Genomic DNA, 24821 nt, shown 5'->3' with positions numbered 1-24821 from the left:
GTATAGCATATCTCCTATTTTCTTACAAGTAATAACACCTAAAATGAAGCTTTTTCTTTTACTTTTTTCTGCCAAGATGCAAAAAGCATGCTGAGGTAAAAGATGCTCATCATAATAGGAACACCAAGAATGGTCTTTTCATGATAGAAAATCGTCAAATAGGCTGAAAAGACAACGCCAAGGACAAAACTACTAAGCAGGCTTACAAAGATAATCCCTTCACGCAAAAAAGGAGTGTGCTTGGTTCGGAAATAATCTCCAAAAGCCAGCATGGTCCGTTTGATGTTCCCTGTCATAAAAGCGTTATTGTAGGCAATACCCGACACTTCTCCAAAAGCAGTTGTCACCAACCCCATACAGAAGGCCAAGGGTGGCACTAGATAGATATTATCTACAGTCTGCGGCACAAAACCGATAACTATTGATAAGATTGCCAAAGGAATCAGTGACAAAATTGGTTTTTTCACAATTCGCAATTTTTCCTTATAAACTGTTAGTAAAAAGACCCCCATCATAAAAGCTAGCAAGGTCATTACTTTAGCACTCGCATCTGACACATTATGTTGAATAAGTCCCACTGAAAGAAATACGACATTCCCAGTTTGTCCAGCTACAAGAGTATTCCCTCGCACAATAAACGTATAGGCATCTACATATCCTGCACAAAACGTCAAAAAAAGCGCTAGCCTCTTAGACTGACGTGATATTTTTCTTATAGGTAATAACCTCATTTTCCCTCCCATTTCATTTACTCATCTCATTATTGTACCACTTTCTTTGGAAAAGACCTAGTAGCTTATTTGAAATTTTTTCCCCTCTGTTGGATAGTCCTGTCTATCTATGTTATAATGAAAGAAGGATTTGAAATTGGAAAAGGAGTCACTATGCTTAAATTAGGTGTCATCGGAACAGGGGCTATCAGTCACCACTTCATAGAAGCAGCCCATATCAGCGGAGAATACCAGCTGGTCGCAGTCTATTCTAGAAAACTAGAAACTGCGACAACCTTTGCTTCTCGCTATCAAGATATCCAACTCTTTGATCAATTAGAGGACTTCTTCAAGAGCTCCTTTGATGTTGTCTATATTGCTAGTCCAAACTCCTTGCATTTTGCTCAGGCAAAAGTTGCATTATCTGCTGGCAAACACGTCATTCTTGAAAAGCCAGCTGTCACGCAGCCACAAGAATGGCTGGATTTGGTTCAAACAGCTGAGAAAAATAATTGTTTTATCTTTGAAGCAGCTCGTAATTATCATGAAAAAGCTTTCACTACTATCAAAAACTTTTTAACAGACAAGCAAGTGTTAGGGGCAGATTTCAACTATGCCAAGTATTCTTCCAAGATGCCGGACTTATTGGCTGGACAGACACCTAACGTCTTTTCAGACCGTTTTGCTGGTGGAGCCCTTATGGACTTGGGGATTTATACCCTCTATGCTGTCGTTCGTCTTTTTGGAAAATCTAATGACGCAACTTACCATGCTCAACAGCTTGACAATAGCATTGACCTAAATGGAGATGGTATCCTCTTCTACCCTGAATTTCAAGTTCATATCAAAGCTGGGAAAAATATCACTTCCACTCTTCCTTGCGAGATTTATACAACAGATGGTACCTTGACCCTCAATACGATTGAACATGTCCATTCAGCTATTTTTACCGACCACCAAGGAAATCAAGTCCATCTTCCTATCCAACAGACTCCTCATACGATGACTGAGGAAGTCGCTGCATTTGCACAGACGATTCAGCAACCAGACCAGACACTCTACCAGACTTGGCTGGACGATGCAAGCTCTGTTCATGACCTACTATATACCATGCGCCAGACTGCTGGCATTAGATTTGAGGCAGAAAAATGAAAACCAAACTACCAACTGAATGGCAAGAACTGAGTGACCAGCTCGGTTTCCAAGAATTTACCCCCATTCAAACTCAACTATTTGAGCCCATTCTTGCAGGAGAAAATCTTCTAGGAGTGAGCCCAACAGGAACTGGCAAGACCCTCGCTTACCTCCTACCAAGCCTTCTCAGACTACAAAAGAAAAAAGCGCAACAACTCTTGATTCTAGCACCAAATACAGAACTTGCTGGACAGATTTTTGATGTATGTAAAACGTGGGCAGAGGCTATCGGTTTGACAGCCCAACTCTTCCTATCAGGTTCAAGTCAGAAACGCCAGATTGAACGACTCAAAAAAGGACCAGAAATTCTTATTGGAACCCCTGGCCGTATCTTTGAGCTGATTAAATTGAAAAAAATCAAGATGATGAATGTAGAAACCATCATCCTGGATGAATTTGACCAATTGCTAGATGAGTCTCAAATTCACTTTGTTGAGAAAATCACTCACTACGCACCTCGTGACCACCAACTCATCTACATGAGTGCGACGACCAAGTTTGACCAAGAAAAGATTGTACCTAATACACGTACCATTGACCTCTCTGACCAAAAATTGGACAACATTCAACATTTCTATATGCAGGTAGACCAGCGTCACCGAGTGGATATGCTACGAAAATTGGCTCATGTTGAGGATTTCCGCGGGCTAGTCTTCTTTAACAGCCTATCAGACCTTGGAAGCGCAGAGGAAAAATTACAGTATCGGGATATCTTGGCTGTTTCCCTCGCTAGTGATGTCAATGTTAAATTTAGAAAAGTTATCTTAGAAAAGTTTAAAGACAAGCAACTAACCCTGCTTCTCGCAACAGACCTTCTGGCACGTGGAATTGATATCGATAGTCTAGAATGCGTCGTAAACTTTGATGTTCCTAGAGATAGTGAAACCTACACTCACCGTGCTGGCCGTACAGGTCGCATGGGTAAAGAAGGTTATGTTATCACTCTCGTCACTCATCCAGAAGAACTTAAAAAACTCAAAAAATTCTCAAATGTCCGTGAAATTGTCCTAAAAAATCAAGAACTCTATATCAAATAAGGTTGGAGAGAGCCAACCTCTGATTTAAAATAAAATCCTCAGAATACGAGTTTCTATGGACCTTATCTCAAGACTGAGCCTAGGACAATAGTCCCTTATCTCCAAAAAAGCAACGTATTTGCCGTTGCTTTTTTGTGGTTGAGAACTATTTTGTCTCAGGCTCTTTTTGCTTACTAAAAATTAAAGAATTCCATAGCCTGTTTGAAAAGTAAATCAGTATACTCTGGATTTTCTTGGGCAATAGTAACCTGCTCTTGAATCATTTCCAAGTCATCTGTTATCATGCCATCTGCTCCCAAATGAACTGATTTATCAAAGGACTCTGAACTATTGATGGTCCAAACGTACAATTTCTGATCCGTATTCCAAAGCTTGTTGACAAAATTTTCATCTAAAGTTGAATACTCCATGGTATAACCTGTAGCCTTGGTTCTTGGAAAAATACTATTATAAGGTAGGATGAAATAGATTGGAATTTGAGAATCGTAGGCTAAAACCTGATCAATCACATGGTAGTCCAAGGATTGCATTTGGTGACCATTCTGCTTAAGAACCGTTCCATATTTTTCCATAAAGCGTTTCATCATATCTGGGCTATCTTTTCGACTGGTTTTAATTTCAATGAGGAGTTTTTGATGTAATTCATTGGCTTTATTGAGATAGTCATCAAAACTGGACACCTTGCTATGATAAGCATTTTCTAAAATATCAAGTTTCGTTAATTCTTTCAAAGTTAGATCCTGTGGATTGGCATTAACTCCTGTCAGATTCTTGATATTAGCATCATGCATCATGACAAACTGGCCATCTTTTGTTTCCTGAACATCTGTCTCAACGAAATCTGGACTTAGTTGGGCTGTCTTTTCTAAAGATTGAACTGTATTCTGCACACCATTCTTATTAGATACTCCCCTGTGAGAGATAATTAAAGGTTTATTGGCAACTGGAGCTTCCAAATAAACATAACCCTCAAGAGCGAAAAAGATACAAGCACAGCCCATCACTCCCCATCTCATCCAGTGATCTTTCTTTCTCCTTGGTGTGATCTCTAGCTCTTCTCCTGTTAGGAAGGAAACAAACTTAATGAGAAAATAAGTCAAGGCTATGTAGTGGAAATTCTTAATCAAGACAAAGTTGATAATTCCCATCACAAGAGATTCCTTATGAGTCAAACCATCCATCAGTGCCTGACTTGTCAAGATTGGAATCAATAAAAGAATGAAAAATAGGTAGGTTTTGACGATAATCCAGAGCAAGTTCCAAGTATAAAACCAGGAGTGCTTTCTTGTCTTTTCTAGACTATATCTGACTGCTTCTTTGACTGTTTTCTTCTCAAATAAAAGCTGGGGTAGGGCAAACATCAAACGTATTGAAATGTAAAACAGCAGCAAGGCTAGAACAGTGATTACCAAACCGACTAACCAGTACTTATCTTCCACATAGGCTACTATGAATTCCGGAATCACGATTTTATTGAGGTAATAAATCTTTAAAATCTTTCGAATCAATGGAAAGAGCATCATGACATAAAAGAAAATAAAGGCCATTTTGGAAATCGTCACTTGTCTTATGAATAAGAAACTCTGACGAAAGACCTTGCGACTGTACTCCAGCAGAGTTCTCTTTTCATGATAGAGGAGGTGTCGAGCTCCGATAAAGAGGAGTCCTAGCTGGTAATAGGCAATCAGTAAATTAACGATTACCAGAACAAATAAAGCAAGGCTAACAAAGGGAGAACTCTTTATAATGGCAAAAATATTGTTGTAGGAAAGAAAGAGATAACCTGTCTGTCGGAGTAACAGTCCAGCAATCCAAGAATTAAGTGGTAACCAGACAAACTCAATCATCATGAATATCAAGAAAAAGAGGAAGAGAATTTTATCTAGATTAAAGTAGATTTTCCTAAAACCTAGATTTTTAGGTTTTTCAGGTTTCATAGGCACTCCTAGTCAAATAATTGAGACAAGTCCAAGCCTCCAAAAGGATTGTTTGATAGACTACTTTCCGTCTCTAACAATTCTCTAGCTTGATCTGACTCTAAGAAGGACTCGTAAACACGCGCCGTCATCCGTGCATCCTCCAAGCTATTGTGGGATTGACCTTGAAACCCAAGAAATGAGGCAACAGTTTGCAATTTGAGATTGGCAATACCATGTAAATCCGAACTCCGACGTTCAAAAGCTTCATCATACAAATCTACCTTGTACTGCTGACTGTAGTCTAAACCATGCTCTGCTAGAATAGGCAAATCACTTTTAGCAGCATTGTAGCCTACCATGGGTAAAGAACCCACAAACTCTTGGAAATCTTTTATAACTTTCTCCACTGGAGGGGCATCTTTTAAGGTCTCAGCTGTAATCCCAGTCAAACCATTGATAAAACTCTTTAGAGGCACACTAGTATGGACATAGGAATCATAGGCATCGATTTCCTGACCATCTCTAAAACGCACTGCCGATACTTGAATCAAGTGTGTTTGTCCTTCGTGCTGATTAAATTCTAAATCGAAAGCAATGTAATCTTCTAATCGTTCCATTTTCTACCTCTCCTATACTGTTATTTTATACTCTTCGAAAATCAAATTCAAACCACGTCAACGTCGCCTTGCCGTACTCAAGTACAGCCTGCGGCTAGTTTCCTAGTTTGCTCTTTGATTTTCATTGAGTATTACTTGAGCAACTATACTATTTAGAAACAAAAGAAGCCATCAGGTTAGCATTTAACCTAAACAGCTCCTTGATTATCCTCCAAATAAACGAGCAAAAAAGCCTTTCTTAGTGGATTGGACTTCTTCTTTTGCTTGGTCCAGCTCTAGCTTAAGATTTTCTTGATCCTTCATGGCTTGAAGGGTCAATTGTTGCTGCTGATCCAGTTGTTTGTCTTTCTCAGCAATCTGACGGTCTTTGATACGCATCTGCTCGTCTTTTTCTGATAACTGACGATCCTTGGCTTTTAATTGTTCATAAAGACGAAGAATTTCTGCATTCTTCTCATCAACCAGAATCTCCATCAGTTCACGTTGCTTGACATCTTCACTGACAGGCTCATCTTCAAAAATCGTTTTTTTATAGATTTCTTCTAGCTTAATCAAGCCACTTCTGGTAACGACTGTTACCCCTTTGTCATTTTTATCTGTGTCTTCTTCTGGTAATTCTTTGACACGGTTATTGATTGCTTGGCGAGATAATCCTAAGACCTCTGCAATCTCACTGACGGTCATTTCAATACTCATAATATCCTCTGAAACGTTTTCTAGCTTTTCTTTACTTAAATCTTATCATAAGCTAGAAAAACTGTCAAATTTCCGCTTAATCTAAAGCCTTCAAAAAGGCTAACAAGACTTGGGCAGAGCGACGTCCAGCTTCGATAATAAACTCATCAAAAGAGATGTTTGCTTCATGATTTGCATTGTCACTCATAGCTCGGATGACTAAGACTGGAAGATTAAGAGCATGCGCTGCCTGAGCAATAGCTGCCCCCTCCATCTCAACAGCCAAAACATCTGGGAAATGGGACTTAATCGCTTCTATCTTATCATTTCCTGCAACAAAACTATCTCCTGTAGCAATCAAACCAAGATGCCAGTTCTGGTCCAATTGAGATAAACTCTCTTGGATTTTAGCAACAAAGGTTTTATCTGATTCGAAATAAAGCGGTTGTTGCGCCATTTGTCCATAAGCGTAACCAAAAGCTGTGACATCCACATCATGATAAGCCAATTTATCAGCAATCACAACATCCCCAACAGCAATACCTTCTGCTACTGCCCCAGCTGATCCTGTGTTAATCAAAGCATCCACTTGAAAATGATCAGCCAAAACCGCCACACTCATAGCAGACATGACCTTACCAATTCCACTTTCTACAAGAACGACTTCATGAGAGGCAATACTTCCTGTGTGAGAAGTATTTCCCAAAACAACTTGCTCCTGGGCATTTTCTAGATGCTGGACCAGATAAGCCAGTTCTTCTGGCATAGCCGCAATAATTCCTATTTTCATTTCAATTCCTTTTCTATTACAAAAGTTTCATTGCTAAGATAAGCAAAATCAAGAGAAAGATGACCGCGAATAAGATTTTATTTAACTTAGAATTGAAGACATTTCTCTTGGTATTTTCAATGCGACGGCTTTTATGGATAGACGGTTCGACCTGAATCTTCAAGGTTTCCTGGCTAAAACCATGATCCTTAGGATTGGCATAACCAAAACGGGAAGAAGAGGTCGGTAAAATCTTAGTTTCCTCTTCATCTAGCAAAGGTGGACCTGAAATTTTTTCGCCTCTATTAGCTCTTTCAATCATTTCATCCGTTAATAAAGGTTTACCCATACTGACCTCCTCTATTTTTTGTGCAATTCCCAATACTGTACAGCCATAATTGTCTTGGCATCACAGATATGACCTGATTGGATTAATTCCTTGGCTTCTTCTAGGCTCACTTCAAGGACTTCCAAGGTTTCATCATCATCCTGCGGACGTGGATTTTCAACCTTTGTCAAATCGCTTGCCAGGTACAGTTTTAACTTTTCGTTACAAAAGCCAATGGCCGAGTAAAAATCGTACAAGAGTTCTAACTTCCCTGTATAGGCTGTTTCTTCCTCTAGTTCACGCAGGGCTGCTGCGACATGGTCTGTATTTTCTCCTACTTCCAATTTTCCAGCTGGAATTTCGTAAGATACAGCCTCAATAGCTTTGCGGTACTGCTTGACCAAGATGAGTTTTTGCTCATCTGTTACAGCCAAAACACAAACAGCTCCATTGTGGAAAATCAAATCACGTTGGGCAGTTCCCTTGCCTTCTGGTAACTCAACCTGATCTTGGACCAGTTTAAAAATTGGTCCTTGATAGATTTCTTTTCGGCTAAGTGTTTTTTCTTCAAATTCCATGATAGGCTCCTACTGATTATTAGGATGATGAGGGAGGCGAGTTGCATATTCATCTTTGTTGACCTGACGACCACGACCAATTGCAATCGCATCCGCTGGCACGTCTTTGGTAATAGTTGAACCAGCACCAACGAGTGAATTGTCACCTAACTCAACTGGCGCAATAATGGTTGAATTTGAACCAACAAAGACATTGTTACCGATGACTGTCTTGTATTTGTTTTTACCATCATAGTTGACTGTAATAGTTCCTGCACCAAAATTAACGTGGCTACCCACTTCACAGTTTCCGATATAAGTCAAATGACCAGCCTTGGTATTCTCACCGATTGAAGAACCTTTAACCTCAACAAAGTTTCCAATATGGACTTGGGCAGCTAGACTTGAACCTGGACGAATGTGGGCATAAGGACCGACTGTCACGCCGTCAGCAACACTACTTTCTTCAATCATAGAGTTGGTAATAACAGCTCCTGCTCCGATAGTGCTATCCACTACATACGTTCCATTTGTCAAAACAGTCTCAGCACCAATTTTCGTTTGCCCTTTCAAGGTAACATTGGCTTCGATTTGAACTTCCGGAGCAATCTCAACATCAATATCGATATAAGTTGCTTCTGGATTGACAAAGCTAACGCCATTGACCATGTGTTGATGATTGATGCGACGACGCATAACTGACTCAGCTGTCGCAAGAGCAACACGGTCATTTACCCCAAGACTCTCATCAAAATCTTTCAAAGTATAAGCACCAACTTTTTCACCAGCTTCACGGAAAATGCCAATGACATCTGTAATATAGTATTCACCTTGAGCATTGTTGGTGTTGATATTTTTCAAGGCCTCAAACAAACGCTCGTTGTCAAAAACGTAAGTTCCTGTGTTGATTTCCTTGATTTGTTTTTCAAAATCTGTAGCATCCTTTTGCTCAACAATACGAAGAACCTCAGCATTGTCATTACGAACAATTCGCCCATAGCCAAAAGGATTATCTGTTTCAGCAGTCAAGATAGTCGCCACATTTTTATGATTGATGTGGAAATCAATCAAGTTTTTCAAGCTTTCACCAGTGATTAAAGGAGTATCTCCTGCAATGACCAAGGTGTGCCCTGACAAACCTTCTAGGACAGGCTCTGTCATCATAACTGCATGACCAGTTCCCAACTGTTCAGATTGAGTTACAAATTCTGTCTGTCCAGCCAAGACCTGCTCAACCAATTCTGCCTTGTGTCCAACAACTGTTACTGTCTTTTCAGGTTGGATAGCTCCCACACTACGGAAAACATGTTCTAGCATAGAAATACCCGCAACCTTGTGCAAAACTTTTGGCAAATCCGATTTCATGCGAGTTCCTTTACCCGCTGCTAAAATAATGGCATAATTTGACATAATCTTCTCTTTTCTCTAGAAATTCCCTTTTATTATACCATATTTCAAATCATTCCGCGCTCTTGAATGAAAAAATGCTCTAAAGTCCTCTATTAACCCATTTTTTGAGTATTTTTTTTTGATTTTTTTTCATTTATAGGGTAAAATTATAAGATATGAGAAAGAAAATTAATCCGCTTATTTTGTTTGGTTTTTTTGGGATTATGATTTTCATTTTAATCCTAAATCGCCCTCGTTTTGAGGACCATCCTGTAAAAACAAAGTCAAATATCGCGCAAGTAGAATCGCAAGCGCTACATAATATAGATAAACCGGTGATTGATGTTTCTGGTTGGCAACGACCTGAGGAAATTAATTACGATACTCTCTCCCAAAACATTTCAGGAGCTATTGTTCGCGTCCATAGTGGCGCTCAGTCTTCAAAAGAGAATGATGCTTCCTTTGTTAATGGGGTAGACAAGGCCTTTAAAACCCATATTACCGAGTTTCAAAAACGAAATGTCCCAGTTGGGGTCTATGCCTATGTAGCTGGAAAAAGTATCCAAGAAATGGAAAAGGCTGCTGAAAGTTTTTATAATTCCGCATCGCCATACAGCCCTAGCTACTATTGGCTAGATGTGGAAGAAAAAACCATGTCCAATATGAACGAAGGTGTTGAAGCCTTTCGTGCAAAACTAGAATCACTAGGTGCTAAAAATATCGGAATCTACGTAGGAGTATACTTCATGGAAGAACACAGTATTGATACTGATAAGTTTACGTCTGTGTGGATTCCTTCCTATGGTTCTGACTCAGGATTTTACGAGGCAACTCCTAAGACTGATATAGATTATGACATTCACCAGTACACTTCTAAAGGAAAAATTGCTGGCTTTGACCACGATTTGGATATCAACGTCATCTCTTCTTTAAAAAATAAAGAAGAAACCTTTAGAAAACTCTTTTTAAAACCTTAAAAGCATTTGTTTCTCATTTGCTTTTTCTTTTTGTTTTAGATTGTGATACAATATAGTAAGGATTTTTTGAAATAGAAATAGTTGGAGGAAAAATATGCTCTCATGGTTAGCACGCGTTATTAAAGGGATTGTCATTGCTCTGGGATTTATCTTACCAGGAATTTCCGGAGGGGTTCTAGCAGCAATCTTAGGAATTTATGAACGAATGATTGGTTTTCTGGCTCACCCCTTTAAAGACTTTAAAGAAAATGTTTTGTACTTTATTCCAGTTGCCATTGGTATGTTTCTGGGAATCGGCTTATTTTCCTACCCGATTGAATACCTGCTTGAAAATTATCAGGTCTTTGTCTTATGGAGCTTTGCAGGAGCTATTATTGGTACAGTTCCTAGCCTCCTCAAAGAATCAACTCGAGAATCTGATCGAGACAAGATTGATTTAGTCTGGTTCTGGATAACCTTTATCATTTCTGGATTAGGACTCTATGCCTTAAATTTTGTCGTTGGAACCTTGAGCGCCAGCTTTCTTAATTTCGTCCTAGCTGGTACACTGCTGGCTCTTGGCGTATTAGTTCCTGGCCTCAGTCCATCAAACCTACTTTTGATTTTGGGGCTCTATGCTCCTATGTTGACTGGTTTTAAAACCTTTGACCTCTTGGGAACCTTCTTCCCGATTGGAATCGGTGCAGGTGCAACTCTCATCATTTTTTCAAAATTGATGGATTATGCCTTAAACAACTACCACTCACGCGTCTATCATTTCATCATCGGTATCGTCCTATCAAGTACCCTTTTAATCTTGATTCCAAATGCAGGAAATGCTGAAAGTATCCAGTACACCGGTATTTCTCTTGTTGGGTATGTCATCATTGCCTTCTTCTTTGCACTGGGAATCTGGCTTGGTATTTGGATGAGCCAATTGGAGGATAAGTATAAATAATGGCAAAAAAAGTTAAAGTCAAAAAAACATTGGTGGAACAAATCCTGTCCAAAGCAGGTATCCCACATCAGGGGATTCAAATCAATGCCCTAGAAGGAGAACTTCCCCAAGATTATGAACGAGATCAGATTTTCAAAACCTTGGCTCTTTTGGGAGATAAAACAGGACCAATTATCGGAATTGTCCCTATCACTCAACATTTGTCTGAAAAGAAACTAGCCAAAATTTCTGGCAATAAAAAAGTGAGCATGATTCCACAAAAGGACTTGGAAAAAACAACAGGTTATATTCATGGAGCCAATAATCCTGTCGGAATTCGTCAGAAACACAATTACCCCATTTTTATCGATAAGATCGCTCTAGACTTGGATCAAATGATTGTCTCTGCAGGCGAAGTTGGTCACAGCATTATCGTCGCTCCGCAAGACTTGGCTAGCTTTGTAAAAGCTGACTTTGTAGATATCTTGGAGGGCAACTAAGAATGAAACTCTACTTTGTCCGCCACGGTCGTACACTCTGGAATCAGGAAGGTCGCTTTCAAGGTGCCAGTGGAGATTCTCCCCTTCTTCCTGAATCCATTGAAACCCTAAAACAACTAGGTCAATATCTTAAGGATATTCCTTTTGATCAGATTTATTCAAGTGATTTACCTCGAGCGTTCAAATCTGCTGAGATTATTCAAAGTCAACTGCAGACTCCCTGTCCTTTAGAAAGCGTTCCTAACCTCCGTGAATGGCAGCTGGGAAAGTTGGAAGGTTTGAAAATTGCAACCTTGGAAGCTATTTACCCGCAACAAATCAAAGCTTTCCGATCTAATCTTGCTCAATTTGACACTCAAATGTTTGGCGCTGAATCCCTCTATAATACCACTCAACGTACCATCCAATTTATCAAATCATTAAAAGATAGTCCAGCTGAGCGTATTCTAATTGTCGGTCACGGCGCCAATCTTACTGCCAGTCTTCGTACTCTTCTCGGTTATAAAGAGCCACTTCTTCGTAAAGATGGTGGTTTAGCAAATGCCAGCCTGACCATTCTAGAAACCCATGATTTTGAAATATTTACTCTCGATACTTGGAATGATACTTCCTATCAATAACAGAACTTGATTTTAGCGTCAAGTTCTTTTTAGTTTTGAAAGATTATCCGTGAATTTCTTGCTTATTTATGATAAAATGGGAGTATCGCAAAAAATGACTCATCGTATTCAATTTTGAGGAAAACTAGGAGGATCCCATGTCAACAGAACATATGGAAGAACTAAATGACCAGCAGATCGTTCGCCGTGAAAAAATGGCTGCGCTCCGTGAACAAGGAATTGATCCTTTCGGAAAACGCTTTGAACGCACTGCAAATTCACAAGAATTAAAAGATAAATTTGCCGACCTCGATAAAGAACAATTACATGATAAAAACGAAACAGCTACTATCGCAGGACGCTTGGTAACCAAACGTGGTAAAGGTAAAGTAGGTTTTGCCCACCTTCAAGACCGCGAAGGGCAGATTCAAATCTACGTACGTAAAGATGCTGTCGGTGAAGAAAACTACGAAATCTTCAAAAAAGCAGACCTTGGTGACTTCCTTGGTGTCGAAGGGGAAGTCATGCGTACAGATATGGGAGAACTCTCTATCAAGGCTACTCACATCACACACTTGTCTAAGGCTCTTCGTCCTCTGCCAGAAAAATTCCACGGTTTGACAGACGTTGAGACAATTTACCGTAAACGTTACCTTGACTTGATTTCTAACCGTGAAAGCTTTGAGCGTTTTGTCACTCGTTCAAAGATCATCTCTGAAATCCGTCGTTACCTTGACCAAAAAGGCTTCCTTGAAGTGGAAACACCTGTTCTTCATAATGAAGCCGGTGGTGCTTCTGCCCGTCCATTTATCACCCACCACAATGCCCAAAACATTGACATGGTGCTTCGTATCGCAACTGAGCTTCACTTGAAACGCCTTATCGTTGGTGGTATGGAACGTGTCTATGAAATCGGCCGTATCTTCCGTAACGAAGGAATGGATGCTACACATAACCCTGAGTTTACTTCCATCGAAGTTTATCAAGCTTATGCAGACTTCCAAGACATCATGGACTTGACGGAAGGCATTATCCAACACGCTGCTAAGGCAGTTAAGGGTGATGGTCCAGTAAACTATCAAGGAACTGAAATCAAGATTAATGAACCATTTAAACGCGTTCACATGGTGGATGCCATCAAAGAAATTACTGGGGTAGATTTTTGGCAAGACATGACTTTGGAAGAAGCCAAGGCTATCGCTGCTGAGAAGAAAGTTCCAGTTGAGAAACACTACACTGAAGTCGGCCACATTATTAATGCCTTCTTTGAAGAGTTTGTTGAAGAAACCTTGATCCAACCAACCTTTGTCTATGGACATCCAGTAGCTGTATCTCCACTTGCTAAGAAAAATCCTGAAGACGAACGCTTTACTGACCGTTTCGAGCTCTTCATTATGACTAAGGAGTACGGTAATGCCTTTACTGAGTTGAACGATCCAATCGATCAACTTAGCCGTTTTGAAGCCCAAGCTAAAGCTAAAGAACTTGGTGACGATGAAGCAACAGGCATTGACTACGACTACATTGAGGCTCTTGAATATGGTATGCCTCCAACAGGTGGTTTGGGAATCGGTATCGACCGTCTCTGCATGCTCCTCACTGATACAACAACTATCCGTGATGTATTGCTCTTCCCAACAATGAAATAATACTCTTATCCTCTGGAACTTGCCAGAGGATTTTTTGATGCAAAAAGAGACTGAGTAAACACTCAATCTCTACTTTTCACTTCTTTGGTTGCTACATCTTCTCCAAACCATTTTTGGCTGATTTCCTGGAACTTTCCTTCTTGGTATAGTTCGATAAAGGCCTGGTTTAATGCTGTTAATAATCTTTTATCAGCTGGTCTAACTCCGACCGCAAAGGATTCACTTTCAAATCCTGCTGAAAAAACATTGTAGTCATTTAATATACCCTCAGACTGGAGATAGTAATTAGCATACACTCGGTCAATCAACAAAGCATCAACCCGGTCATTTTTCAAATCAATCAAGGCCTCATTAAAACTCTGGTACTGATTAGCCTTCTGATCTTTGATACGATTTTTCAATAAATCTGGCTGGGCTTCAAAGTCTAAATAACCAGAGGAACCGGCTTGGGCTCCCAAGGTTTTATCCTTCATATCCTCTACTGAACGAATTTGCTTGCTTTTCTTCGTAACTAGTACTTGCTGATTTTCCATATAAGGAATACTAAAGGCAACTTTTTCTCGGCGTTCATCAGTCGCAGAATAGCCATTCCAAATGGCATCTATGGTTCCATTTTGCAGTTCTGTTTCCTTCATATCCCAGTCGATTGGCTGAAATTGAACCTTAAAACCTAATTTTTCTGAGACAGCTTGTGCCAAATCAATATCAAAGCCTGTATATTGGCCATTCTTTTCTTCAAATCCCATGGGTACAAAGGTATTGTCAAAACCAATAGTAATAGTTCCCTGCTCTTGATACTTATCCCAGTTATCCTGTTTGGGATCACTAGCCTTCTGAGTACAAGCCGTTAAAAAGAGGGTCAGGAGCGAAACCAATACTAAAGCAATTTTCTTATTAGTCATTGGCACCTCCTACTTGGGTTCAACCTTGAGAATCTGATCTGCGATATTTTCAGCAAATTGTAAATCGTGGGTAACCACAATCTGTGTCATCCCAAGTTCCCTATTTTGCAAGATCAGTTTTTCCACTTCCAAGCGCAATTCTGGATCCAGGGCAGAAGTTGGTTCATCGTAGCCAATGATTTCTGGGTCAATCATCATAGCACGCGCCAAGGCCACCCGTTGCTTTTGCCCACCTGATAGTGAGAAGGGATAAGCATCTGCATGCCCTGCTAGCCCTAACTGTTCCAAGAGTCCACGCGCCTTCTTCTCTGCCTCTTCCTGCTTCATTCCCATTGTTTTCACAGGTGATAAAGTCAAATTATCTAAAACTGATAAATGAGGGAAAAGTTGAAAATCTTGGAAGACAAATCCCAGTAGATTCCGTTTCTCCAGTTCATCCAGTTGTAAAGGTTTTCCATTATAAAAAATTTCCCCTGAATCAATGGTTTCAAGGCCCGCAAGCATGCGTAAGAGAGTTGTCTTACCTCCACCAGAAGGCCCAACGATAGCCAGGATTTGCTTTTCAGGAATTTTTAGACTGAAATTGGACAAAATTTGCTTTTCACCAAAGCCCTTATTGATATTTCGTAATTCTAACATGGCAGCCTCCTATCTATAGTAACTGTATTTCTTCTCAACTTTTTTGGCAAGAATGGTTACAATACCAATCAAAATCAAGTAAATGGCTCCTGCCAAGAACATAGGAACCAGGCTAGCATCACGGTTTGCAGCTGTTCGACTAGCCAAGATAAGATCTGAAATTCCTAGAGCATAGACCAAGGAAGTATCCTTGACCAAACTCATGACTTCGTTAAATACGCTAGGAAGAACAATCTTGGTCACTTGGGGCAAGATAATATAGCGAACTGTGTCAAAGGGACTAAACTTCAAAACCTTAGCAGCCTCATATTGACCCTTAGGAATGGTATCAATTCCCCCACGGAAGATTTCAGCAAAGTAAGCAGCATAATTCAAAACAAAGGCAATAATGGCCGCAGGAAGACGATCCAAACGGATCCCAATGCTTGGGAGCACATAATAGATAAAGATCAATTGCAAGAGCAAGGGTGTGCCTCGCATGATCCAGATATAAATGTTAATCAGATGATGGAGGTGCTTCCAATGGACTTGCAAGGCAAAGGCAATCAAAACGCCCAAGGGAATAGAAAAAATCAAGACCAGTGCAAAAACCTGTAAAGTCATGCTTGCACCGCTCAATAAACTCGGTAATATCTCAAACAAATAAGACATACTGCACCTCCTAAAAATAATTGTTCCTATTATAGCATAAATAAACGAAATAACCAAGTTTTTTTGAAAAAAAATTCTCTTTTAAAAAGAAAAAGCTATATCTATCAAAAAAGAAAGGACGAAATGTGTCCTTTCTCGGTCTTAGCTTTCCTTTAACAAAAGAGACATAGAATCATCCATAGCAAGACTCATGCCCCCAAAAAAAGATAAATAAACCAAGGAGTAAATAAGCATAGAGTGGCAAGGAAACAAAGATAAAGGGTGATAGTAAAATCATACCCAAGGTATCTTCAAAATTTGTACAAATACAATACAATCCAAAAGAAAGATAAGGACTTTTTAATTTCTTTATATCGTTGCAAATTACGATAAGCGAATTCAACTCAAGCCAATAAAGATAATCCCCCAACTGATATCAAAAATAACGGAAAAATGGTGAATAAATTACCAAAATAATAAAATTTTCAAAGATTTCTTCCATATCATAATTAAAAATATAAATAATCGTGTAGGTATAGAGTGCTAAGGCAGAAATAGCCACACCTAACCAAATATGTGCCTAAATCAATCCTTTTCTAGTCATCTTTCTCCCCAGCTCACTATAGAGCCTCTCTAATCCTTTACCAATCGTTTCTGATCGTCCTTATTGTGGCTTTGTTGATACAAAATCGAGTTTATTTAAAATTCTCTTATCAACTCTCACTGGTATAACAAATCGCTTATCCATATAGCCCCCATATTTTTAACATTACTATACTCTCTTATAGCTACATTGACAAGTTAAAGTTCAAAATCAGCTAAATCGATTAGTTCTTCTTTATCATTCTTTTCCATCATTACCAGGCCTCAATTATCGCCTTTCATGAACTCACGAATACTCACACCAGAAGCCCCTCTTTAACTTTCCTGATAAAACTATAAAAACGTTTGAAGGTTTGATCAAGTGCCATCACTTCCTCTTTGGCTCTATATCGCCTACTCAGTGAGCATGAAATTCTGTAAAGCTAGACATAATTTTTGCGAAATCTGTTTATTTCAGTAAATCATTAATAGGTACATCATCTCAGAGATTAGCAATAAATTCTAACTACTGGTCAATTTTTTTACTGCTGCAATCTCGTGTTCTACTGTATCCATTAAAATTAAGGAATCACGATAATATAAAGATAAAAGGATAGCTTGCTCTCTCTTCTTATCCTATATCTGTCATATTCAGTCGACATTTAAATTTCTTCAACTTTTTAGCATCATATCCATATAAAATAGTAGCATAATGACCATTTGTTGCAGTATCTAAGCTATATATTAAAGTAAATTTCACTTTTTTAGAAGAGTGATGGACTTTTTACCAAAAAAAATCTAAGGGAGCTATATCAGCTCTCTTACTAGTAGCATAAATGATTTTAAATAGGCGTTTGAGATTTATATCGATATAAAATACATTCAACGCTTTCTAATCAAACTTGATCTTTCAAAGTCAAAATCAGAGTGATCTAAATTAATCTTAAACCTGTCTCTTGATTACACAGTGAACCTCGAGTATGTCGAATATAATTCTGCATGACGAGCGAAACTGCCAAAAATCGTAAAAACTATTGAAGATTTAAATCTGAAAACAAATACACAACTTGAAGAATCCATTGATAGGCACCTCACCTACCACATCTTTAGGCATACTCTCATAAGCAGAATAGCGTAACTCTAAAAGCAATTATGGCAAGAGTAGGACGTTCTGATTCTAGGACAATAAACAAAATCTACACACGTTACAAAGAAGATGGATGGCAATATCCTCAATTTGCTAGATAATTTATAGTTTTGCCCCCAAAATGCCCCAAAAGCAAAAGAAAAGCCTGTCACACAAGCTCAAATGCTTGATATGACAGGTTTTTTAAATTCAAATTATTTAACAGCGTCTTTAAGAGCTTTACCAGCTTTGAATGCTGGAACTTTAGAAGCTGCAATTTTGATTTCTTTACCAGTTTGTGGGTTGCGACCTTTACGTGCAGCACGCTCACGAACTTCAAAGTTACCAAAACCGATCAATTGAACTTTTTCACCAGCTGCAAGGTACTCAGTTACTGCTGCGAATACAGCTTCAACTGCTGCTGCTGAGTCTTTCTTAGTCAATTCTGTAGCTTCTGCTACTTTAGCGATCAAATCTTGTTTGTTTGCCATGTTAATGATTCCTCCAATTTAATTTCTAATTAACAAATATAATCATATCCTAAAATCCCTTTTAGGTCAAGTTAAAAACGCTATTTCTTCCCATTTTATTTATTTTTTTAGGAGTGGTAACGTACTAAAACAGCCCAAGCATTCTCACCCGTGTGAGTTTGAATAATAGAGCCCGTTTCCAAAACTGAAATTGGCTTTTCAACATAAGCTTGTAAGCTTTCTTTCATCTCTTTTGCCCAATCAGCACTACCAGAATATGAAATCCCAATCTCTGCTACAGAACGTTCAGTTAGCGAACTTGTCAGCTCATCCAACCATTTTTTAAAAGTTTTAGCTCCACGACCTTTAACGATTGGCTGCAATTCATGATCCTTCATCTGCATGACAACACGGATATTGAGAAGGGAACTCAACAATCCAGTTACACGGCCAATTCGTCCACCTTTTACTAAATTTTCCAAAGTTGAAACGCCAATATAGAGTTCTGTGTGGTTTTTAACCTCTTCTACATGAGATAAAATTTCCTCCATGTCTTTGCCTTCTTGTGCCAACTTCGCAGCTTCAACAACTTGGAATTTCAAGGCTTGATCAGTGAAGGAACTATCAATAACTGTCACATCGGCAGTAGATAAGCTAGCACCTTGACGTGCCGCTTCTACAGTACCAGAAAGGGCATGAGACATATGAATAGCAAGAATCCGGCTACCATCTTTGCATAGGTCTTCAAAAACTTCAGCAAAGACACCTACAGGGGGCTGGCTTGTTTTTGGAAGATTCTTACTTGCTTGCATCAACTGAAGAAATTTACCTTCTTCTTTCAAATCCGCATCAGAATAGACAACATTATCAATCATTACAGATAACGGAACAACAGTGATATCTAATTGTTTTACTAGTTCAGGTTCAATAGTAACAGATGAATCGGTTACAATCTTAATTTTTGTCATAGTATCAATCTTTCTATTTTAGGATTCAGATTGGTTTTCTTACTTTTAATTATATCAAAAAAAGATTAAAAATCCTAATGGAGTCAATCAAATTTTCCTTAAAAATTTGATATAATCTACTTATAAGAAAAGAGGTCCCTATGATTAAAAAAATTTATCCCATTTTAACCATTTTACTAGGTGCTGCTATCTATGCTTTTGGTCTAACTTATTTTGTAGTTCCTCATCATCTCTTTGAAGGAGGGGCGACAGGTATTACCCTCATCACCTTTTATCTTTTTAAAATCCCTGTTTCTCTGATGAACTTGCTGATTAATATTCCCCTTTTCATCCTAGCTTGGAAGATTTTTGGAGCAAAGTCCCTCTATTCTAGTTTACTAGGAACCTTAGCCTTGTCTGCCTGGTTGGCCTTTTTTGAACGTATACCCCTTCATATTGATCTTCAAGGTGATTTACTAATCACTGCCCTTATAGCTGGGATTCTATTGGGAATTGGTCTTGGAATTATCTTTAATGCTGGAGGTACAACTGGTGGTACTGATATTCTAGCTCGTATTCTCAATAAATACACTCATATATCCATGGGGAAACTGCTCTTTATCTTAGATTTTTGTATTCTAATGCTTATTCTCCTAATCTTCAAGGACTTGAGATTGGTTTCCTACACGCTCTTATTTGATTTTATCGTTTCTCGTGTCATTGATTTGATTGGTGAAGGTGGCTATGCTGGTAAAGGTTTTATGATTATCACAAAACGTCCTGACCAACTTGCTAAGGCGATTAATGATGACCTAGGTAGAGGCGTTACTTTCATCTCAGGTCAAGGTTATTATAGCCAAGAAGATTTGAAGATTATCTACTGTATTGTCGGAAGAAATGAAATTGTGAAAATGAAGGAAATGATTCATCGAATTGATCCTCAAGCCTTTATAACTATTACAGAAGCTCATGAAATCCTAGGAGAAGGCTTCACATATATAAAAGAGTAAGCAAAAAGCTGGGAAGTTCCAGCTTTTTCTTTATTCAGAAAGTGTAGAATGACGATAGCCATAAGTAAAGTAAATCACAAGTCCAACTACAAGAGCAATTCCAAACGCAATCCATGTTTCTACACTATATTGAAGCATAAAGGAAAGACAGATTAGAATCGAGAGAATCGGCAACAAGGGAACTAGGGGAGTTTTGAATTCTCCTTCTTTAGGCATTCCCTTATCCTTTCTAAGTTTTATAATTCCATAAGCCAATAAGATAAGATAAGCAAGCGTACAAATATTTAGAAAGGCTGCAATACTAGCCAGTGGAAACACTCCTGCTGCAATTGCAGAAGCAACTCCAGTTAAGATGGTCGCATTTTTAGGAACACGACTTGTTTTGCTTAATTGCTTAAAACTTCGAGGTAAAAGACCATCACGTGCTAAACTGTAAATCATACGCGATAAGGCATAAGTCATAGAAATACACACTGTTATTAGGGTTAAAATGGCCACTAATGACACATAATTAGCTGCCCAACCAATTCCTATACTTCGCAATGAAAATGCTACAGCATCATCCACATTGAGTTGGCTGTAGTGAACAATCCCTGTCAATACTAATGTAACCAGAGCATAGAGAATCGTTACGATTGTCAAAGACAAAACAATACCTCGTGGGACATTCTTTTGTGGATTTTGAATTTCATCAACAGCCATAGAAATTGATTCAAATCCTAGGAAACCAAAGAACATCAAAGATGCTCCTGCCATTATTCCAGTACTTCCACCATAAATTTGACCAAAACCAAAGGGAGCAAAGTTGGACCAATTTTCTGGTTTAATATACCAGATACCAACTAGAATAAACAAAGCGAGAGCAGAGAATTTCAAGACGACTAGAAGCGAATTAAAACGCAATGCTGCCTTGGAATTTAATAAAACTAAACCGGTTACCAGTGTCAGTACCAAAATAGGTAAAAGGTCTATATAGGTACCCTGCTCAGGGTTAAAGGTCCCATTCAAGGCTTGAGGCATTGAAATACTATAGTTACTGAGCAAGCCTTTAAAATAAGCTGCCCAGCCAGAGGCCACACCAGAAACTGCTGTCATGAACTCCATGATGGTCAACCAACCAGCAATCCAAGCTGGTAATTCACCCAAAATTGCATACAAATAACTATAAGCACCACCAGTTGCAGGAACACGAGAGGCAAACTCTGCGAAAAATAGGGCGGATAAAGAAACACACAGGGCAGAAATCACTATAGATACAACCAGTGACGGACCAGCAAGCGTTGCTGCTGCGGTTCCTGTAATGGTAAAAATCCCAGTTCCTACCATGGCACCGATTCCTAATAAAATCAAATCCCATACTTTTAAATGACGGTGCATTTCAGTACGTCCCAAGCTAACATCTTTTGTTCTAAAAATATTCATACTTCATCTCCATTAAATATGATTGTTTTATTTTATCATATAAAAGGGATTTTGTGAATATTTATAAGATAATTTTTCAAAAAAATCCGAACAGAATAAATCCTGCTCAGATTCTACATATTCTTACCCAACTGATCCTTCCATTTCATAGCTAATCAAACGGTTCAGCTCAACTGCATATTCCATTGGAAGTTCTTTTGTAAAGGGTTCTACAAATCCCATTACAATCATCTCAGTTGCCTCAGATTCTGACAATCCACGGCTCATGAGGTAATAGAGTTGTTCTTCAGAAATCTTAGATACCTTGGCTTCGTGCTCCAAAGCCACTTGTGAGTTGTGAATTTCGTTAAACGGAATGGTATCTGATGCTGACAAGTCATCCATGATAATGGTGTCACACTCGATGTGAGAGACAGATTTCTTAGAGTTTTTATTAAAGGTTACTTGTCCACGATAGTCAACCTTTCCTCCACCTTTAGCGATGGATTTAGACACAATAGACGAGCTTGTATGTGGAGCGTTGTGAATCATCTTAGCTCCAGTATCCTGATGTTGCCCAGCATTGGCAAAAGCGATAGAGAGCATGGTACCACGCGCCCCTTCTCCATCTAGGTAAACAGATGGGTATTTCATGGTTGTTTTAGCACCCAAGTTACCATCAATCCACTCAACAGTGGCATCCTTTTGAGCTTTAGCACGTTTGGTTACCAAGTTATAGACGTTATCAGACCAGTTTTGGATGGTTGTATAACGCATATAAGCTCCATCCAAGGCAAAGATTTCTACAATGGCAGCATGCAAGCTGTTACTTGAATAAGTTGGCGCTGTACATCCTTCTACGTAGTGGACACTTGCACCCTCATCAACGATAATCAAGGTACGTTCAAACTGACCAGTATTTTCGTTGTTGATACGGAAGTAGGTTTGAAGCGGAATATCTACCTTGACACCTTTTGGTACGTAGATAAAGGTTCCACCTGACCATACTGCTGAGTTAAGGGCAGCCAACTTGTTATCAGTCGGCGGTACCAACTTGGCAAAGTATTGTTTAAACAAGTCTGGGTATTCCTTAAGGGCAGAATCCGTATCTGTAAAGATAATACCCAATTTTTGGAACTCTTCCTTCATGTTGTGGTAAACCACTTCTGACTCGTACTGAGCAGAGGCACCGGCTAGATAAGCACGCTCAGCTTCTGGAATCCCGATACGTTCAAAGGTTTCTTTGATTTTTTCAGGAACCTCATCCCACGAACGAGCTGGTTTATCAGATGGTTTTTGGTAGTAGATCAAGTCATCAAAGTCAATCTCTGACAAATCTGCTCCCCAAGTTTGCATGGGCATTTTTTTGAAGGTTTCATAAGACTTCAAACGGAATTCTAGCATCCACTCAGGTTCTCCCTTTGCAGCTGATAGTTCACGAATGACATCTTCATTCAATCCTTTTCCTGTCGATAGGACAGGCTCTACATCATCATGGAAACCAAATTTATATTCACCAAGGTCAATTGGTTTTGGTTCTACTCTTTCTTCAGCCATAATATCCTTTCTTTCATTCTTTATTTCTACTGATTCATAAGACAAAAGAAACTTGTCTTACTGATTTTTTTGATTTTCAATTGTTTTCTTGAGGGCATTCCAAGCTAGGGTTGCACACTTGATTCGTTGAGGGAATTTGGCAACACCTGACAAGAAAGCTGCATCGCCTAGTTGGTCTTGGCGTTCATCTTTTTGCCCTTGAACCATTTCAGAAAAAATAGTCGCAAGTTCTAAGATTTCTTGTTTGTTTTTTCCTAAAACTGCATCTGTCATCATACTTGCAGAGGCAGTTGAGATAGTACAGCCTGAATTTAGAAAAGCAATATCTTCCAAACGATCCTCTGCATCAAACTTGACAGAGAGATTGATGACATCCCCACAGGTCGGATTGTTGAGACTGATTTGCTCAGCATCTTCCAACTTTCCTTGGTGATGTGGATTTTTCGAATGGTCCGCTACCACTGCCATATAAAGGCTATCCAGTTTAGAAAGTGCCATTGAAAAACTCCTTTGTCTTTTGTAAGCCATCTACTAGCTTGTCGCAATCTGCCTTGGTATTGTAGATATAAAAACTTGCACGAGCTGTTGCTGGAACTTCCAAATATTGGAGCAAGGGTTGTGCACAATGGTGACCCGCACGAACTGCTACCCCTTCATAATCCAGAGCAGTCGCAAGATCGTGAGGATGAAGGTCACCTAGGTTAAAGGCAATAACACCTGAACGTTGAGCCAAGTCCTGCGAACCGTAAATAGTCAAGCCTTCTATCGCCTGCAGTTTTGGATAGACGTATGCAATCAATTCTTGTTCATGGGCTTCAATGGCATCCATACCAATCTTATCCAGATAATCTACTGCCGCAGCAAGTCCAATCGCGCCTGCCATATTTGGCGTTCCAGCCTCAAATTTCCAAGGTAATTCCTTCCAACTAGCAGATTGCTCATAGACGAAATCAATCATCTCACCACCAAATTCAAGAGGTGACATTTGTTGCAGATACTTCTCTTTGCCGTAAAGGACACCGATACCAGTCGGACCAGCCATCTTATGACCCGAAAAGGCAAAGAAGTCCACATCCAAGTCCTGGACATCAATCTTCATATGAGGTGTAGACTGAGCACCATCTACCACCATGATAGCTCCAACTTTGTGAGCTAATTGAGTGATTTCTTTGATCGGATTGACCACTCCAAGAACATTAGAGGCATGAGCTAGCGAAACAAACTTGACCTTGTCCGTCAATTTAGATCGCAAATCATCCATATCCAAGGCTCCATCCTTGAGATAAACATAGACCAGCTCTGCTCCAGTCTTGCGACAGGCTTCCTGCCAAGGAATGATATTGGAATGGTGTTCCATGACGGAAATCAATACTTGGTCACCCTCAGTCAAAATTTCCTCAGCAAAGCGAGCTACCCAGTTAAGACTGCTTGTCGTTCCTCTGGTGAAGAGAACTTCTTTTGTAGAACCTGCATTGATAAACTTACGAATGGTTTCACGAGCAGCTTCATAGGATGCTGTTGCCCTTTCAGCCAAAGTATGAACACCACGATGAACATTGGCATTGTCCTGCTCATAATAGCGGTTAATGGTTTTCAGTACTGCTAGTGGTTTTTGTGTCGTCGCAGCATTGTCCAGATAGACCAGAGGTTCATCGTTGACAATCTGGTCTAAAATTGGAAAATCCTTACGAATCGCTTCTACATCTAACATAGGCTTCCCC

At 39.3% G+C, this 24821-nt stretch carries 25 protein-coding genes; 8 read left to right on the top strand and 17 right to left on the bottom strand.

Features of this window, described 5'->3' with window-relative positions:
• Positions 1–38: 38 nt before the first annotated feature.
• Positions 39–743, bottom strand: coding sequence for a YoaK family protein (locus B7696_RS08690; protein WP_084863230.1), 705 nt, complete (start codon positions 741–743; stop codon positions 39–41).
• Between the two features lie 141 nt (positions 744–884).
• Here B7696_RS08690 and B7696_RS08685 point away from each other — a divergent pair, with 141 nt between their 5' ends.
• Positions 885–1862, top strand: coding sequence for a Gfo/Idh/MocA family protein (locus tag B7696_RS08685; protein WP_084863228.1), 978 nt, complete (start codon positions 885–887; stop codon positions 1860–1862).
• Positions 1859–2941: a DEAD/DEAH box helicase gene (locus B7696_RS08680; RefSeq protein ID WP_084863227.1), complete on the top strand. Its 1083-nt coding sequence runs from the start codon at positions 1859–1861 to the stop codon at positions 2939–2941. The genes B7696_RS08685 and B7696_RS08680 overlap by 4 nt, the downstream gene beginning before the upstream one ends.
• 173 nt (positions 2942–3114) lie before the next feature.
• Here the strand turns inward: B7696_RS08680 and B7696_RS08675 are convergent, their stop codons facing one another.
• The 7 genes from B7696_RS08675 to glmU all read right to left on the bottom strand — a co-directional run bounded on the left by B7696_RS08675 (position 3115) and on the right by glmU (position 9216).
• Positions 3115–4878 carry a glycerophosphoryl diester phosphodiesterase membrane domain-containing protein gene (locus B7696_RS08675; protein WP_142358834.1) on the bottom strand — a complete coding sequence of 588 codons (1764 nt, stop codon included), beginning with the start codon at positions 4876–4878 and terminating at the stop codon, positions 3115–3117.
• Between the two features lie 8 nt (positions 4879–4886).
• Positions 4887–5477, bottom strand: coding sequence for a 3'-5' exonuclease (locus B7696_RS08670; protein WP_042751360.1), 591 nt, complete (start codon positions 5475–5477; stop codon positions 4887–4889).
• A gap of 204 nt (positions 5478–5681) precedes the next feature.
• A complete protein-coding gene (gene rocS, locus B7696_RS08660) occupies positions 5682–6173 on the bottom strand; it encodes a chromosome segregation protein RocS (protein WP_000021242.1) in 492 nt (163 codons plus the stop codon).
• Between the two features lie 76 nt (positions 6174–6249).
• The gene (locus tag B7696_RS08655) at positions 6250–6942 is read right to left on the bottom strand and encodes a 5'-methylthioadenosine/adenosylhomocysteine nucleosidase (RefSeq protein WP_084863225.1); all 693 of its coding nucleotides are present in this window, start codon (positions 6940–6942) and stop codon (positions 6250–6252) included.
• Positions 6943–6958: 16 nt separating this feature from the next.
• Positions 6959–7270, bottom strand: coding sequence for a cell wall synthase accessory phosphoprotein MacP (gene macP, locus B7696_RS08650; RefSeq protein ID WP_084863223.1), 312 nt, complete (start codon positions 7268–7270; stop codon positions 6959–6961).
• An 11-nt stretch (positions 7271–7281) separates the two neighbouring features.
• Positions 7282–7827 (bottom strand): NUDIX hydrolase, encoded by a 546-nt coding sequence (locus B7696_RS08645; protein WP_084863221.1) that lies wholly within the window; start codon positions 7825–7827, stop codon positions 7282–7284.
• 9 nt (positions 7828–7836) lie between these two features.
• Positions 7837–9216 carry a bifunctional UDP-N-acetylglucosamine diphosphorylase/glucosamine-1-phosphate N-acetyltransferase GlmU gene (gene glmU, locus B7696_RS08640; protein ID WP_084863219.1) on the bottom strand — a complete coding sequence of 460 codons (1380 nt, stop codon included), beginning with the start codon at positions 9214–9216 and terminating at the stop codon, positions 7837–7839.
• 155 nt (positions 9217–9371) lie between these two features.
• Here glmU and B7696_RS08635 point away from each other — a divergent pair, with 155 nt between their 5' ends.
• The 5 genes from B7696_RS08635 (at position 9372) to lysS (ending at position 13836) form a co-directional block, all read left to right on the top strand.
• A complete protein-coding gene (locus B7696_RS08635) occupies positions 9372–10172 on the top strand; it encodes a glycoside hydrolase family 25 protein (protein WP_049487118.1) in 801 nt (266 codons plus the stop codon).
• Positions 10173–10266: 94 nt separating this feature from the next.
• Positions 10267–11109 carry a DUF368 domain-containing protein gene (locus B7696_RS08630; RefSeq protein ID WP_084863218.1) on the top strand — a complete coding sequence of 281 codons (843 nt, stop codon included), beginning with the start codon at positions 10267–10269 and terminating at the stop codon, positions 11107–11109.
• Positions 11109–11588 (top strand): aminoacyl-tRNA deacylase, encoded by a 480-nt coding sequence (locus B7696_RS08625; protein ID WP_042751369.1) that lies wholly within the window; start codon positions 11109–11111, stop codon positions 11586–11588. Before B7696_RS08630 ends, B7696_RS08625 begins: the two co-directional genes overlap by 1 nt.
• Before the next feature lie 2 nt (positions 11589–11590).
• Positions 11591–12208, top strand: a complete 618-nt coding sequence (locus B7696_RS08620; RefSeq protein WP_084863216.1) for a histidine phosphatase family protein — start codon at positions 11591–11593, stop codon at positions 12206–12208.
• A gap of 137 nt (positions 12209–12345) precedes the next feature.
• Complete coding sequence (gene lysS / locus B7696_RS08615) at positions 12346–13836, top strand: lysine--tRNA ligase (protein ID WP_084863214.1); 1491 nt, start codon at positions 12346–12348, stop codon at positions 13834–13836.
• Between the two features lie 62 nt (positions 13837–13898).
• On the opposite strand, the gene B7696_RS08610 is transcribed toward lysS, so the two are convergent.
• The 5 genes from B7696_RS08610 to B7696_RS08580 all read right to left on the bottom strand — a co-directional run bounded on the left by B7696_RS08610 (position 13899) and on the right by B7696_RS08580 (position 19153).
• Positions 13899–14738: an amino acid ABC transporter substrate-binding protein gene (locus B7696_RS08610; protein WP_084863212.1), complete on the bottom strand. Its 840-nt coding sequence runs from the start codon at positions 14736–14738 to the stop codon at positions 13899–13901.
• A 9-nt stretch (positions 14739–14747) separates the two neighbouring features.
• A complete protein-coding gene (locus tag B7696_RS08605; RefSeq protein ID WP_084863211.1) occupies positions 14748–15377 on the bottom strand; it encodes an amino acid ABC transporter ATP-binding protein in 630 nt (209 codons plus the stop codon).
• Positions 15378–15386: 9 nt separating this feature from the next.
• Positions 15387–16028, bottom strand: coding sequence for an amino acid ABC transporter permease (locus B7696_RS08600; RefSeq protein WP_084863209.1), 642 nt, complete (start codon positions 16026–16028; stop codon positions 15387–15389).
• A gap of 1902 nt (positions 16029–17930) precedes the next feature.
• Positions 17931–18206: an HU family DNA-binding protein gene (locus tag B7696_RS08585; protein WP_001284640.1), complete on the bottom strand. Its 276-nt coding sequence runs from the start codon at positions 18204–18206 to the stop codon at positions 17931–17933.
• 107 nt (positions 18207–18313) lie between these two features.
• A complete protein-coding gene (locus tag B7696_RS08580; RefSeq protein ID WP_049487110.1) occupies positions 18314–19153 on the bottom strand; it encodes a DegV family protein in 840 nt (279 codons plus the stop codon).
• Between the two features lie 140 nt (positions 19154–19293).
• On the opposite strand from B7696_RS08580, the gene B7696_RS08575 reads away from it, so the two are divergent.
• Positions 19294–20142 carry a YitT family protein gene (locus B7696_RS08575; RefSeq protein ID WP_049487109.1) on the top strand — a complete coding sequence of 283 codons (849 nt, stop codon included), beginning with the start codon at positions 19294–19296 and terminating at the stop codon, positions 20140–20142.
• Between the two features lie 30 nt (positions 20143–20172).
• Here the strand turns inward: B7696_RS08575 and B7696_RS08570 are convergent, their stop codons facing one another.
• The 4 genes from B7696_RS08570 to B7696_RS08555 form a co-directional block, all read right to left on the bottom strand.
• Entirely contained in the window at positions 20173–21564 is a 1392-nt protein-coding gene (locus B7696_RS08570) for an APC family permease (RefSeq protein WP_064277012.1), read from the bottom strand.
• A 123-nt stretch (positions 21565–21687) separates the two neighbouring features.
• Complete coding sequence (sufB, locus tag B7696_RS08565) at positions 21688–23100, bottom strand: Fe-S cluster assembly protein SufB (RefSeq protein ID WP_000797054.1); 1413 nt, start codon at positions 23098–23100, stop codon at positions 21688–21690.
• 57 nt (positions 23101–23157) lie between these two features.
• Complete coding sequence (gene sufU, locus B7696_RS08560; protein WP_049491374.1) at positions 23158–23598, bottom strand: Fe-S cluster assembly sulfur transfer protein SufU; 441 nt, start codon at positions 23596–23598, stop codon at positions 23158–23160.
• A complete protein-coding gene (locus tag B7696_RS08555) occupies positions 23585–24811 on the bottom strand; it encodes a cysteine desulfurase (protein WP_084863207.1) in 1227 nt (408 codons plus the stop codon). Before B7696_RS08555 ends, sufU begins: the two co-directional genes overlap by 14 nt.
• Positions 24812–24821 lie beyond the last annotated feature (10 nt).

It is taken from the genome of Streptococcus mitis (assembly GCF_002096815.1).
Classification (GTDB): domain Bacteria; phylum Bacillota; class Bacilli; order Lactobacillales; family Streptococcaceae; genus Streptococcus; species Streptococcus mitis_AD.
This window is presented reverse-complemented; position numbering and strand designations above follow the sequence as displayed.